At 54.8% G+C, this 14,267-nt stretch carries 10 protein-coding genes; 3 read left to right on the top strand and 7 right to left on the bottom strand.

Going from position 1 to position 14,267, the window contains the following annotated elements; translation table 11 throughout:
- Window positions 1-143 precede the first annotated feature (143 nt).
- Window positions 144-2,462 (bottom strand): TonB-dependent receptor, encoded by a 2,319-nt coding sequence (locus ACI77H_RS28410; protein WP_407015102.1) that lies wholly within the window; start codon window positions 2,460-2,462, stop codon window positions 144-146.
- 205 nt (window positions 2,463-2,667) lie between these two features.
- Here ACI77H_RS28410 and ACI77H_RS28415 point away from each other — a divergent pair, with 205 nt between their 5' ends.
- Both ACI77H_RS28415 and ACI77H_RS28420 read left to right on the top strand, forming a co-directional pair.
- The gene (locus ACI77H_RS28415; protein ID WP_282480011.1) at window positions 2,668-3,348 is read left to right on the top strand and encodes a Fe2+-dependent dioxygenase; all 681 of its coding nucleotides are present in this window, start codon (window positions 2,668-2,670) and stop codon (window positions 3,346-3,348) included.
- Complete coding sequence (locus tag ACI77H_RS28420; protein ID WP_407015103.1) at window positions 3,345-4,112, top strand: tetratricopeptide repeat protein; 768 nt, start codon at window positions 3,345-3,347, stop codon at window positions 4,110-4,112. The genes ACI77H_RS28415 and ACI77H_RS28420 overlap by 4 nt, the downstream gene beginning before the upstream one ends.
- 161 nt (window positions 4,113-4,273) lie before the next feature.
- Here ACI77H_RS28420 and ACI77H_RS28425 read toward each other — a convergent pair whose 3' ends face one another.
- From ACI77H_RS28425 to ACI77H_RS28445, 5 genes are all read right to left on the bottom strand, one after another.
- The gene (locus tag ACI77H_RS28425) at window positions 4,274-5,437 is read right to left on the bottom strand and encodes a type III PLP-dependent enzyme (RefSeq protein WP_407015104.1); all 1,164 of its coding nucleotides are present in this window, start codon (window positions 5,435-5,437) and stop codon (window positions 4,274-4,276) included.
- A 450-nt stretch (window positions 5,438-5,887) separates the two neighbouring features.
- A complete protein-coding gene (locus ACI77H_RS28430; protein WP_407015106.1) occupies window positions 5,888-7,045 on the bottom strand; it encodes a betaine/proline/choline family ABC transporter ATP-binding protein in 1,158 nt (385 codons plus the stop codon).
- A complete protein-coding gene (locus ACI77H_RS28435) occupies window positions 7,042-7,695 on the bottom strand; it encodes an ABC transporter permease (protein ID WP_007942812.1) in 654 nt (217 codons plus the stop codon). The genes ACI77H_RS28430 and ACI77H_RS28435 overlap by 4 nt, the downstream gene beginning before the upstream one ends.
- 12 nt (window positions 7,696-7,707) lie before the next feature.
- Complete coding sequence (locus ACI77H_RS28440) at window positions 7,708-8,601, bottom strand: glycine betaine ABC transporter substrate-binding protein (RefSeq protein WP_407015107.1); 894 nt, start codon at window positions 8,599-8,601, stop codon at window positions 7,708-7,710.
- A 20-nt stretch (window positions 8,602-8,621) separates the two neighbouring features.
- Window positions 8,622-9,338, bottom strand: a complete 717-nt coding sequence (locus ACI77H_RS28445; RefSeq protein WP_407015108.1) for an ABC transporter permease — start codon at window positions 9,336-9,338, stop codon at window positions 8,622-8,624.
- A 362-nt stretch (window positions 9,339-9,700) separates the two neighbouring features.
- Between ACI77H_RS28445 and ACI77H_RS28450 the strand changes: the two genes are divergently transcribed.
- Window positions 9,701-11,284, top strand: coding sequence for a peptide chain release factor 3 (locus ACI77H_RS28450; protein ID WP_407015110.1), 1,584 nt, complete (start codon window positions 9,701-9,703; stop codon window positions 11,282-11,284).
- Window positions 11,285-11,327: 43 nt separating this feature from the next.
- Here the strand turns inward: ACI77H_RS28450 and ACI77H_RS28455 are convergent, their stop codons facing one another.
- Window positions 11,328-13,895, bottom strand: coding sequence for a tyrosine-protein kinase family protein (locus ACI77H_RS28455; RefSeq protein WP_407015112.1), 2,568 nt, complete (start codon window positions 13,893-13,895; stop codon window positions 11,328-11,330).
- Window positions 13,896-14,267 lie beyond the last annotated feature (372 nt).

The following is a 14,267-nucleotide window of genomic DNA, read 5'->3' on the forward strand; positions in this document are numbered from 1 at the left end:
CCCGTTCATGTGGATGAACGGGGCCTCGCGTCCCTGTAGGAGCGAGCTTGCTCGCGATGATCGTTAACGATAACGGGGCAAACCTGACACCCCGCGCTGTTTTCGAATTCTTCGCGAGCAAGCTCGCTCCTGCAGGGGGTTGGTTAGAAGTGGAAGTTGGTGCTCAACAGCGCAGTACGCCCCGCCGCTTGATTGGCGAAGTGGGTCGAAAAGGCTTTGTCGTAGTAGGTTTCGTCGGTCAGGTTCTGCACGTTCAATTGCAGGTCGATGTTTTTGGTCAGCTTGTAAGCGGCCATCGCGTCGTAACGAACGTAGGAATCAACCATGGTGGTGTTGGCCGTGCTACCGAACACATCGTCAACGTAGAACGCACCGCCGCCGATGGTCAGCTTCGGCGTGACTTGATAAGTCGTCCACAGGCTGGCGCTGTTTTTCGGCGTGTTTGGCAGTTGGTTGCCGTTGTTGGCTTTGTTGGCCGGGAGGTCACCACCGTCGACTTGCTCGCTGTCCATGTAGGCGTAACCGGCAAAGACTTGCCATTTTTCGGTGATCTTGCCGGTGGCCGACAATTCAAGACCTTGAACGCGGGTTTTGCCGGCGTTTTCATAGGACGTGGTGTTGACTTGAACCCGGGCGTTTTCTTTCTCTGTGCGGAAAATATCCGCGGTCAGCGACAGACGATCATTGAGGAAGTCCCACTTGGTGCCGATTTCATAGTTCTTGGTGGTTTCCGGCTCCATGTCGCTGCTCAGCAAGTTGCCGTTGCGATCCGGTGTGCCGCCCAATGGGTTGCCGTCCTGGCCTTCGCCAAGGGTTGCGCCCGGCGGAGTGGCGGAGGTTGCGTATGACGCATAGATGCTGCCGTTCTCGGCTGGTTTGTACACCACGCCGAACTGACCGGTGACAAATTCACTGACGTCGTCACCTTTGGAGGTCGTCGTGCCGGCTGCGTTGTAAGTCTTGTATTTAGTGTCGAAGTGATCGTAGCGCAGGCCCATGTTCACCAGCCATTGCTCGGACAATTCCAGGGTGTCGAACACATACAGCGCGTAGGTGTTGGCCTTGGTGTCAGTGCCGGCGTAGTTGCGCGAGATCGCACCGTTCCATGGATCGTTCGGGTTTGGATTCGACAGCGACGTGCAGTTGTAGCCACTTGGCGCGCCGATGATCGCAGGGCGGCAGGTGTTCGTCGCTGCGGCAGTGGCCGGTGTGGTGTCGGTGTTGACGTCGTACGAAGATTTTTGGCTCTCTTCACGGCTGAACTCAATGCCGGTGGAGAAGCTGTTCTTGAACCCGGCGATATAGACATCACCAAACAGATCGGTCTGGTTGGTCGTCGTCTCGGTGTTGCTCACGCGGGTGTTGGCCCGGCGCCAGACGCTGCCGTTGTTGACGTTGCCCTTACTGTCATCCGGCTGGGTCAGGATGTAATCCTGCATGCTGGAGCCATGACGCAGGGTGTTCTTGATCGTCAGCACGTCGTTCAGGTCGTGTTCGATGGCGAAGGTTGCGGTGTCGGTACGACCTTTGCGGAAATCGCGATCCAGGCCATAGAAGTTGCTGCTGTCGCCGCCATCGTTTGGCTTGTCCGGATTAGCCTTGGTGCGCGTAGCCGAACCGGCGACCGGGATGCTGTACGGGATGCCAGAATCCGGCGTGTCGTTACTTTCCAAATGGTAGTAATCGAGGTTTACGCGGGTGTCGGTACCGAGGCCGAAGACGAGGGAGGGTGCAATCCCCCAACGGTCGTAATCAACGCTGTCACGCCCGGCGACGTTGCTTTCGTGGCTCATCAGGTTGAGACGGCCAGCGGCGCTGTCGGTGAACTGATAGTTACCATCCATTGTGTAGCGCTGGGTTTGGTCAGAACCCCAAGTGAAGCCACCGTCGAACGAATTGCCCAGATGAGCTTTTTTGCTGACCAGGTTGATCGTGCCGCCAGCCGCACCACGGCCCCCGATCGCAGAGTTCGGGCCCTTGCTTACTTCGATCGATTCAACGGCGAAGATCTCGCGGCTCTGCGAACCAGTGTCGCGTACGCCATCGAGGTAGGTGTCGCCCTGGGCATCGAAACCGCGAATGAACGGACGGTCACCCTGCGGGTTGCCGCCTTCGCCGGCACCGAAGGTGATGCCGGGAACGGTACGCAGCGCGTCCTGCATGTTCAGGGCACCAGTGTCCTTGAGGACTTGTTGCGGGATGACGGTGATCGAGCGTGGCGTGTTGACCAGCGGCGCGGTGTACTTGGGCGAGGAGGCTTTTTCGACGTTGTAGGAAGTCTGATCCTGGGCTTCGCCGGTGATGGCAGTGGCGTCCAGGGAAATCGCATTGTTCGGCGCTTTTTCGGTCTTTTCGGCGGCGAAAACCATGTGGCCCGCAGAGCCAGCAGTGATTGCCACGCCAATTGCAGAAGCGAGCAAACGCGGTGAACTGACAGGTAATTGTGGTTGTTGGCGTGACATGTGAATTCCCCTCCCCAAGGATTTGAGGCCGCGGAATATAGGCTAAGCGAGTATTCTTATCAATTGCGAAATATTGCTATTCGCAATGAATTTACATTCTTTACAATTTTCCCTTACGGTTTTTGCTGTTTCATTCGTCTCGGGGGTTTTACAGCGTCAATAAGAATCAATACCATTGACGTTCCTTTGCCTCCAGGTGTTTCTCATGTTGCTGCACATTCCCGGCGTGTTCGCTAAAGAAGAAGTGCAGCGCATCCGCGAAGCTCTGGAACAGGCGGATTGGGCCGACGGCAAGATCACCGCCGGCTACCAGTCGGCCAAGGCCAAACACAATCTGCAACTGCCGGAGGGTCATCCACTGGCCAAGGAAGTCGGCGCGGCGATGCTGGAACGGTTGTGGAAAAATCCGCTGTTCATGTCGGCGGCGTTGCCGCACAAGGTTTTCCCGCCGTTGCTGAACTGCTACACGGCGGGCGGCAGTTTCGACTTTCATATCGACAACGCCGTGCGTCAGCCCAAAGGCAGCATCGAGCGGGTGCGCACGGACTTGTCGGCGACCCTGTTCTTCAGCGAACCGGACGACTACGACGGCGGCGAACTGGAAATCCAGGACACTTTTGGCACCCAGCGCGTGAAATTACCGGCCGGCGACATGGTCTTGTACCCCGGCACCAGCCTGCACAAGGTCAATGCCGTCACGCGCGGCACACGGTTCGCTTCATTCTTCTGGACCCAAAGCCTGGTCCGTGAAGACAGCCAGCGCGCGCTGCTGTTCGAGATGGACGGGGCGATCCAGCAATTGACGCAGGACATGCCCGACCATCCCTCACTGATCCGCCTGACCGGCACGTATCACAACCTGCTGCGTCGCTGGGTCGAGGTATGAGTTTTCAATTGCGCCGCGAGGAAGTACTCGACGGAGACCGCCTCAAAGCCATGCTCGACGAAAGTCCCGCGCGTGCCGCTCAGGCCGTCCTGATCGCTGCCCGTGAAGGCGTGCTCGACGCCCAGGCCTTGCTCGGGCAGATTCTGCTGGACGGACGAGGCATCGAACAGGATCAGCCGCTGGCCGTGCGCTGGTTCGAAATCGCCGCCCAGGGCGGGCATCTGATGGCGCGCAACATGCTGGGGCGTTGTCATGAACATGGCTGGGGGTGTGCGGCAGATGCCTCGGTCGCCGCGCGGCATTACCGGGTTGCAGCAGAGGCCGGGCTGGATTGGGCGATGTACAACTACGCCAATTTGCTGGCCACCGGGCGCGGGGTGGTCGAGGATCAGTTGCAAGCACTGAGTCTTTATCGTCGCGCCGCGGAGCTGGGACATGCGAAGTCGATGAACCTGCTCGGGCGTTATCTGGAAGACGGGCGGGCCTGCCCGGCAGATCCGCAAGCTGCGCGTCACTGGTATCGACGCTCGGCGGTTGGTGGAGACTTTCGTGGGCAGTTCAGTTATGCCGCGGTGCTGGCGGCTGAAGAACACATCGACGAAGCGCTGGGCTGGTTGCGCAAGGCATTGGCCGGCGGCAATCTGAATTTCTTGCGGGTGGCGAGTAAAGCGTTGTTGAACGCAACCGATCCACAGATTCGTGCCCTGGCAACCGACTATGCCGAGCGCCACGCCGAACTCGAACAGGCACTAGCCCCCCTGTAGGAGCTACCAGCGATGGTCGTTAACGATAACGCGTGTTTGCTGGCAGAACGTGGTGCTCTTTAGTCCATCGCTGGCAAGCCAGCTCCTACAGGGAACGGCGTTTTTCGGATAAAAAAAAGCCCATGACACGTCATGGGCTTTTTGATGTCTGCGTGCAGCGTTTACACGTAGAACGACTTCAGCGGCGGAAAGCCGTTGAATTCAACCGCGCTGTAACTGGTGGTGTACGCACCGGTCGACAACCAGTACAAACGATCGCCGATCGCCAGGTTCAGCGGCAAACCGTACTTGTAGTTCTCGTACATGATGTCGGCGCTGTCGCAGGTCGGGCCGGCGATGACCACTTCTTCCATTTCGCCTTTCTTCTCGGTCCAGATCGGGAACTTGATGGCTTCGTCCATGGTTTCGATCAGGCCGGAGAACTTGCCCACATCCGTGTACACCCAGCGCTCTACTGCGGTACGGGATTTACGCGCGACCAGCACCACTTCGCTGACCAGGATGCCGGCGTTGGCGATCAACGAACGGCCCGGTTCCAGGATGATTTCCGGCAGCTCGTCGCCGAAGTCTTCCTTGAGGAAACGGATGATTTCTTCAGCGTAGGTTTCCAGGCTGTTGGTGCGGGTGATGTAGTTGGCCGGGAAGCCGCCACCCATATTGATCAGCTTGAGGTGGATGCCGTCTTCTTCTTTCAGACGCTCGAAGATCACTTTGACCTTGGCGATCGCGGCGTCCCAAACGCTGATGTCGCGCTGTTGCGAACCGACGTGGAACGAGATGCCGTAAGGCACCAGGCCCAGGTCACGAGCGAGGATCAGCAGGTCCATGGCCATGTCGGTCTGGCAGCCGAATTTGCGCGACAGAGGCCAGTCAGCGGTTGTGGAGCCTTCGGTGAGGATGCGCACGTAGACTTTCGAACCCGGTGCCGCCTTGGCGATGTTGCGCAGGTCGGCTTCGGAGTCGGTGGCATACAGACGCACGCCCTTCTCGTAGAAGTAGCGGATGTCCTTGGATTTCTTGATGGTGTTGCCGTAGCTGATGCGATCCGGGCCGACACCCTGATTCATCACTTTGTCGAGCTCGTAGATCGAGGCGATGTCGAAGCTCGAGCCTTTCTCTTTGAGCAGGTCGATGATTTCGACGGCCGGGTTGGCCTTGACCGCGTAGTAGACCTTGGCGAATTCGAAACCGGCGCGCAGGTCGTCATAGGCCTGGCTGATCATCGCGGTGTCGATCACCACGAACGGGGTTTCTTGTTTGTCGGCGAACGCCTTCATTTTCTGGAAGGTATCGCGCGCGAAATAGTCTTCGACGTTGATCGACATGCTGGGAACTCCTACTGGCAAACTGAATTAATCAATGGGTGCAAATGAACGTCCTCCGTATCCCCACTTTGGTTCGCCTACTTCCCAAGGCATGTCGCCGAAAGCAAAAAGGCCACGGGAGGCGGTGCTTCCCTTGGCCTTGCTGTCTCGTCGTCAGTACTTGAGCCGGATGGATCGTTTCCAGCATGGACGTTCGGCGCGAACTTTAGGGCGTGAGGGGCTTGAGATCAACAAAAAATGTCGCGTTTTTGCACACTTCCGTCGTGCGGTCCCGGACAGTTACTGATGTAACCGACCTGCATGACAGTGTGATGTTCCCGTAGAAGGGAGATTTGAGGGGTTTCAGAGGGAATGGTTGTGCGCCATTCGCGAGCAAGCCCGCTCCCACAGGGGATTTGTGTTGATGCACAGATCCAATGTGGTAGCGGGCTTGCTCGCGAAGGCGTCAGATCAGGCGACGGCAGTCTCGGCTGGCGAAACAATGCTGGTCTTGCCGCCACGCGACTTGCCGGAACTCAGATACTCGGCAATCGATTCCTGGGTCACTTCCCCGAGGAACACGTGCTCGGCATCCATCACCGGCAGCCACGAGCGATTGAGCTCGTACATCCGCGACAGCAGGATGCGCAAATGCTCGTCATACGCCGCCGTGGCGTTGAACTCGCGCAGGTACTGCGCGCAAGTACCGGTCTGACGGTGCAGGTCGCGACGTCGTACATAACCCAGCGCCTTGTTCTCATTGTCAGTGACCACCACATAACGACGATCCAGTTCGTCCATCAGCTCCAGGGCCTCGGCCACCGGGGTTTCCGGGCTCACCGACGGCGCGTTGTCCGCCGCGTCTTCGGCTTTCACCAACAACAGACGCTTGAGGGTGCTGTCCTGGCCGACGAAGTTGCTGACAAAGTCGTCCGCCGGGTGCGCCAGCAGGGTGTCCGGGTGATCGATCTGCAACAATTTGCCGGCGCGGAAGATCGCAATCTTGTCGCCCAGCTTGATCGCTTCGTCGATGTCGTGGCTGACCATGATCACGGTCTTGTTCAGCGCCCGTTGCATCTCGAAGAATTCGTTCTGGATCATCTCGCGGTTGATCGGGTCGACCGCACCGAACGGCTCATCCATCAGCAATAGCGGTGCATCCGCCGCCAGTGCGCGAATCACCCCGATCCGCTGCTGCTGACCACCGGACAATTCACGCGGGTAACGATTCAGATACTGCTTTGGCTCCAGCTTGATCATGCTCATCAACTCGCGGGCGCGGTCGTGGCATTTCTGTTTGTCCCAGCCCAGCAGGCGCGGAACGATGGTGATGTTTTCCTCGATGGTCATGTTCGGGAACAGGCCAATCTGCTGGATCACATAACCGATGTTGCGGCGCAGGGTCACGGCGTCGAGGTCGGTGGTGTCTTCGCCGTTGATCAGAATCTTGCCCGAGGTGGGTTTGATCAGGCGGTTGATCATCTTCAGCGTGGTGCTTTTGCCGCAACCCGATGGCCCGAGGAACACACAGATTTCGCCTTCGTTGACGGTCAGGCTGACCGAGTCCACGGCTTTCACGTCTTTGCCGTTGCTTTGGAAGGTCTTGCTGAGGTTTTGAAGTTCGATCATTTCAGGAGTCCTTTTGGAGTCAGCGTGCGTTGCAGCCATTGCAAAAGCAGGTCGGCGAAGATGGCCAGGAGACTGACCAGCACGGCGCCGACGATCAGCATCGACATGTCGCTGCGGCTGATGGAAGCGAGAATGAGTACACCGAGGCCACCGGCGCCGATGGTCGCGGCGATGGTCATGACGCCGATGTTCATGACCACGGCGGTGCGCACACCGGCAAGAATGACCGGCACGGCAATCGGCAGTTCGACCATGCGCAGGCGCTGGCCGAAGGTCATGCCGATGCCCCGCGCGGCTTCGCGAATGCCCGGTTCAACGCCGGTCAGGGCGAGGTAGGTGTTACGCATGATCGGCAGCAGCGAGTACAGAAACACCGCGGTGATCGCTGGCATCGGCCCGAGGCCCTGGCCGAATTTCGAGTAGAACGGCAGCAGCAGGCCGAACAGTGCAATCGACGGCACGGTCAGCAGCACCGTGGCGCTGGCCTGCAACGGACCGGCGAGCGTCGGGAAACGCGTCATCAGAATGCCCAGCGGCACGCCGACCAGAATCGCCAGGGTCACGGCGATGCCGACCAGGGTGATGTGCTGCCAGGTCAGGTGCAGCACCAGCGGCCAGTCGAGATGGGAAAAGGCGTTGAGAAATTCCATGGCTTTTCCTCCTTAGTTGAGTGGGTGCTGGCGCAGGAAATCGGCGGCAACGGATGAAGGGCTTTCGTGACCGACGTCAACCCGCGCATTGAGCGCGCGCATGGTTTCGTCATCGAACAGCTCGGCCAGCGGTTTGATTTCTTCCGCCAGTTTCGGATGAGCGTCGAGGTAAGTCTGACGTACCACCGGCGCTGCGGTGTAGTCAGGGAAGTAGTGCTTGTCGTCTTCCAACAGCTTCAGCTTGAAGGCGTTCAAGCGACCGTCGGTGGTGTAGACCAGACCGGCGAACACCTGGCCATTGCGCAGGGCGGTGTAGACCAGCCCGGCATCCATCTGGCGCGTGTTTTTGCGGGTCAGGTTCATACCGTAGAGCTCGACCATGCCGGCCATGCCGTCGGAACGGTTGGCAAACTCGGTGTCCAGGGCGACGAGGTGGTTGGTCTTTGCCTCAGCTTGCATCACCGTGTTCAGCTCGCTGATGGTGTTGATCTGCGGATAAGCCTTCGCGGTGGTTTCCGGTAGCGCCAGGGCGTAGGTATTGCTGAATTTCGACGGGGTCAGCCAAACCAGGCCTTTTTTCGCGTCGAGTTCTTTCACCTTGGCGTAGGACTGGGCACTGTCGAGCTTTTCAGTGATGTGGTTGTAAGCCACCAGCGACACGCCGGTGTATTCCCAAATCAGATCCAGTTGGCCGCTTTCCTGAGCGCTGCGAGCGAGGTTGCTGCCCAGACCGCCCGTGACCTGGGCGTCGTAACCCTTGGCGCGCAGGTACTGTGAAGTGATTTCCGCGAGCAGGGTTTGCTCGGTAAACACCCGGGCGCCGATGCGGATCACGGGTTTTTCAGCGGCTTGGGCAAATCCTGCAAACAGCAGGGCGCAGCCTAAAAATAAGCATATTTTTTTCATGAGTCTTCCTTTGCCGAGGCTTAAGACGGGCGCAAGCCGCGTTCGAGCCAGAGGCGACTGGCGAGTGTCACCAGGCCGTCGAGCAGCAAGGCCAGCAGGGCGGTGCAAGCCGCGCCGAGCATCAGTTGCGGCTGATTGTTCAGGGCGATGCCGGGGAAAATCAGGCTGCCCAGGCTGTTGGCGCCGATCAGGAACGCCAGTGGAGCCGTCCCGACATTGATCGCCAGTGCTACGCGCACGCCACCGATGATGATCGGTACCGCGTTCGGCAATTCGACCCGCCACAGCACTTGTGTCGGCGTCATGCCGATGCCGACGGCCGCTTCCTTGAGTGAACCCTGAACGTTTTTCAAGCCTTCATAGGTGTTGCGCACGATCGGCAACAACGAGGCGAGGAACAGCGCAAAGATCGCGGGACCGCTGCCAATGCCCAGAATCCCCAGAGCGATGGCCAGTACGGCGAGTGGCGGCACGGTGTTGCCGATGTTGAAGATCTGCATGAAGCGTTCGGCGCGTCCAACCATGGTCGGGCGGCTGAGGAAGATGCCGGCGGGTATGCCCACAACGAGGGCGGCCAGCATGGAAGCGAGGACGAGAATCAGATGAGCTTGCAGGTAAAACAACAAATCGTCGCGGTAATGTTCGATCGTGTTGATGCCGATCCAGTGGACCAGCAGGGCCAGAAGGGCGACGACAACCGCTCCTCCTATCAGCCCTTTGCCATAGCGAATAGCCACAGGCGGACTCCTTTTTTCTTTGTCGGCGAACGCAGTCCTTTGTGGCAATGCCATCACTGGCTGCCGGGATATCGACGTTCGCGAGAAGCAGCTCTTCACGCTGGTAAAACCGCATGAGATCGAGCCATAAGCGCAGCCTCGTCAGGCTAACTTGCTGATTTATCAGCCCCTGGTACGAGTGCCGTAACAGGGGAGTGGACGTCTGCACCTTTTAAAAGGTTCCATAATTAACAGCAATTAGCCACCGTTGATCTTCCAACGGTCCCGTTAATCGCCATGGGCGACAGGGCGAGCGTGGTCCGTAGCGCTTGGTTTGCGCTATACTCGCCGCCCTTTTTTGAATCACCGCCAGGCGATTTCCCATGACCAAACAGGCCGCCGAAGTCGCGAAACGCCGCACTTTCGCCATTATTTCCCACCCCGATGCCGGTAAAACCACCATCACCGAGAAACTCTTGCTGATGGGCAAGGCGATTGCGATTGCGGGCACGGTGAAGTCTCGTAAATCCGACCGCCATGCGACGTCCGACTGGATGGAAATGGAAAAGCAGCGGGGTATCTCGATTACCACGTCGGTCATGCAGTTCCCGTATCGCGATCACATGATCAACCTGCTCGACACCCCGGGCCACGAAGACTTCTCCGAAGATACTTACCGCACCCTGACGGCAGTGGACTCGGCATTGATGGTCCTCGACGGCGGCAAGGGTGTAGAGCCACGGACTATCGCGCTGATGGACGTTTGCCGTCTGCGTGACACGCCGATCGTCAGCTTCATCAACAAACTCGACCGTGACATCCGCGACCCGATCGAACTGCTCGACGAAATCGAAGCAGTCCTGAAGATCAAGGCTGCACCCATCACCTGGCCGATCGGTTGCTACCGCGACTTCAAGGGTGTTTATCACCTCGCCGACGACTACATCATCGTGTACACCGCCGGTCACGGCCACGAGCGTACCGATGTGAAAATCATCGAGAAGCTTGACTCCGATGAAGCCCGCGCGCACTTGGGCGACGAGTACGATCGCTTCGTTGATCAACTGGAACTGGTGCAAGGCGCCTGCCACGAATTCAACCAGCAGGAATTCCTCGACGGCCAACTGACACCGGTGTTCTTCGGTACCGCGCTCGGCAACTTCGGTGTCGATCACGTGCTCGACGCCGTGGTCAACTGGGCGCCGAAACCGCTGGCCCGTGTTGCCAACGAGCGCACCGTGGAACCGGTTGAAGAGAAATTCGCCGGCTTCGTGTTCAAGATCCAGGCGAACATGGACCCGAAACACCGCGACCGCATCGCCTTCATGCGTATCTGCTCCGGCAAATACGAAAAAGGCATGAAGATGCGCCACGTGCGCACCGGCAAGGACGTGCGGATCGGCGATGCCCTGACGTTCTTCTCCTCCGAGCGTGAGCAACTGGAAGAAGCGTTTGCCGGCGACATCATCGGCCTGCACAACCACGGCACCATCCAGATCGGCGACACCTTCACCGAAGGCGAAGTCCTGGGTTTCACCGGCATCCCGCACTTCGCCCCGGAATTGTTCCGCCGTGTGCGTCTGCGCGATCCGCTGAAATCCAAGCAACTGCGTCAAGGTTTGCAGCAGTTGGCGGAAGAAGGCGCGACCCAGGTGTTCTTCCCCGAGCGCAGCAACGACATCATCCTCGGCGCCGTCGGTGTGCTGCAGTTCGATGTGGTCGCCAGCCGCTTGAAAGAGGAATACAAGGTTGAATGCTCTTACGAGCCGATCACCGTGTACTCCGCGCGCTGGATTGATTGCAGCGATAAGAAAAAGCTTGAAGAGTTCAGCGTCAAGGCCGTGGAAAACCTCGCGGTGGACGGCGGTGGTCACCTGACTTACCTGGCCCCGACCCGCGTCAACCTGGCACTGATGGAAGAACGCTGGCCGGACGTGAAATTCCGTGCGACGCGTGAGCATCACTAAACTCTAGATTGAGGGCAGTTTAAATCTGCCCTCATTATAGACATCAGCTTTCCTTGGCCTTTATTCCTCTAACAAATTTCATTTTCAATGCCGACTTATAAACTCGGCCTGCTCGCCACTTTGAAACATCCTTAGGGGTCTGCTCGAAAAAGCCCATATCTTTCATAGTGCGTAACGCACCTTTAATAGACTCTTCAGTAATTGAAGAGCCGATGTCTTTACATATTTTTTGAGCAAGTGAATCTAGTGTGAATGGTGTTGCTTTACCCTTCAACGCATCTAGTAGTAAATTTACTTGTCTAAGGTTTTCGGATAGTTCAGGATCTAAAGTAATAGCATGCGCAAGTTCTTGTTTTGCGTCGTTTATGAAGTTTGTTGCTGCTGTGTCATATGACTCAAAAATTGAGGATTGTTCTATTTTTCCGTTCTCGTCAAACGGGCTCTTCAGTTTTTCCAAATGAGAGAATAAAGAAGTTATGAAATTTAGAAATAACCGAGGGTAAAAGGTCGCAAGATGTTCATTGTCCTGTGATGAAGCATCGCGAAAATACGTTTTAATGAAAGTAATTGTTTTGATGTTGCTGCGGCGTAAGTTGTCAGGGAATATTTGCAATAAGAATGCTTCGCAATCTTCTGTCAAAAGTTTGCCTAAGCAAATGTCTTGTTTGTGCTTCTCAATCTCTTTGATTGTGTCTGGAAAATTTTTCTGTACCCAAGAATTTGATGCAATGCATGCAAGTGCATAATTCATTTGGGCTTGCTCGTCCCAGTATAGATCAATTTTTCTACCGGAAGTTTGCTGTTCAATATTTTGGCTGCCAATTGCCAGGTCTACGCGTATAAATAACCGAATACTCAATCTCTGTCGGAAGTCGCTACTATTTTGCACAGTGTTCATGCATAACAGAATCCCTTCCACAAAGCTCTTTAGTTTCGTTGAAGGTACTGCTGTTTCAAGTCCGTCTACAAGCAGGTTTATCTTGCGATTTCTAAGCTTGTCTACAACGTGCAAAGGGGAAGCAGTTTGGGACAGTTGCTCGTAACTAAGGCGAGCATATCCCTGTAAGATGGTCTTATATTGAGAGTTAGATCGCTCTGCTTCTAGGCGCGCAGATATTAATGCCCACCAAAAGACTTCATAGTTTTCATTGATATTGTTTAGTATTGCCTTTATATAAGTATCGGAACTGTTCGGAATACTGGCATCTATTTCTCCATATTCACTAGGTGAAAGTAATGGGAGCCCAATTCCGCGCTCTACCGATTCTTTGAAAAGTCTGCTTTTCCCAGTGCCTTTTCGACCAAATATGTAGTTTAGATTAGAGTCTTGTTGCAAAATCGATCTTGTCATATCTGACTCTACAAACCAAGTTTCATCTATTATTCCAGATGAGGAGGTCTTACTTAGTTGTATTGCCTCAGGAGCTAAGATTTTGATAGAAGGTTTATTGATTCCCAGTATTTCTTTTAGCTGGCTTATAGCGTAAATGTTTTCGGTTTGAAGTTGAGATATTTTAGGTAGTGAACTATTAAAGAAAGCTCGATCATATATCCAAGGGATGTAGAAACGTTCAAGCTCATCTGTAGGTAGTGGTTCTGGATCCTCCGCATCTATAGCTAACGCCTCAGATAAAGCCTCAAGCAGTTTTTCCTTGAACTCTGCTTCTGCTTCAGTGGTGCTGCCTTTCTTTTTTAAATTGTCGAGCGAGAATGAGACATATGCGCCAGGGTTTGCAGGGTTGAAGGATAGTAGAGTCTTAATGCCTTGCAACCAGGTCGTCTGATTGTCTGGACGGCTGAATATTACGCAAGGTCCTGGGATAGTGCTGATGATTGGTATAACTGAAGTAGTAGCGCCTGTTCTATGGTCAACTAGGACCGTATCGAACTCACCGTTAACAATATTGTCAATTTTAAAGATTTTTGTGAAAGTGTCAGAAAGTGATTTTGGGTCCAGTGTGCAGCGTAATGAAAAAGCCTCATAATCCATTTCCCATTCTTCCTCGGTCGGACGACAGCCGATGAAGTAGACGCCGGGAATTGTTGGATTTGAGGTATAGCTAGGTTCAGCAGCCCATCCCGCATATCCCATTAATGAGTTTTCGATTTGGATTTTTTCGATCCCAAATATAGTATGAAGTGTAGGTGCCTCAATATCGGCGTCGATCACTAAAACTTTGTGTCCACTATCAGCAAGATCTCGAGCCAAAGCCCCAACTACCGAAGAACGTGCTTGTCCTCCTTTTTGGCCATAAAAATGTATGGTGTTTATATCTTTTGTATTTTCATATCTGATATTTTCTTTGAAGCAAGCGTTATGCTGCGATAGCCAGTGGTTGTTTTGTTGGCTGCTTAGCAAAAAGCTGTAGTCGAGCTCTAGCTCCTTAGCTGTTAATAGTAGTATTTGGGATGCGCTACTATCTATTATTCTTGCCAGTTCTATATCGTTGATCGAGCATTTATCTAAAAATAGTCTAAGGCGATGATTGTCGTCTAGTCTTTCAAATTCGGAGTCTGAAACAATAATATATATGGTTGGGTAGTTAAAATTAATTGTAGCTGCAGGGTAGTGTGTGCGAATATTTTTCAGAAGTTCAGATAGGGTTTTCATACGCTTCTTCCTAGCGCTTTAAGCGTTAGTATGGTGCTTTTGGCGATTTTGTTTAGTTCGCCAAGCTTCGACTGGTCTGTATTTTGCGATGGCCAGTCAGTAATAAAACGTGTGTATCTAATAGTAGGGTAAGACGCAAGGGGTAACGTGCCTGTGCCTTTTTTGGATTCAACATTAATGCTATTGAATGCACTTGTAAGCTCTGAGATCCTTGTGTTTAAGGCACCTGCATGCGGTAGTCCTGCAGAGGTTCTAGATAAGTTTTGTAGTTTATTTATTATGTCGTGGCTTTTGATGGGCCTAATATCGGCAAGCTTTAGCTCTTTAGCTCTTTAGCTCTTTAGCTCTTTAGCTCTTTAGCTCTTTAGCTCT

This window comes from Pseudomonas sp. O230 (assembly GCF_045447035.1).
In the GTDB taxonomy this organism is placed as follows: Bacteria; Pseudomonadota; Gammaproteobacteria; order Pseudomonadales; family Pseudomonadaceae; genus Aquipseudomonas.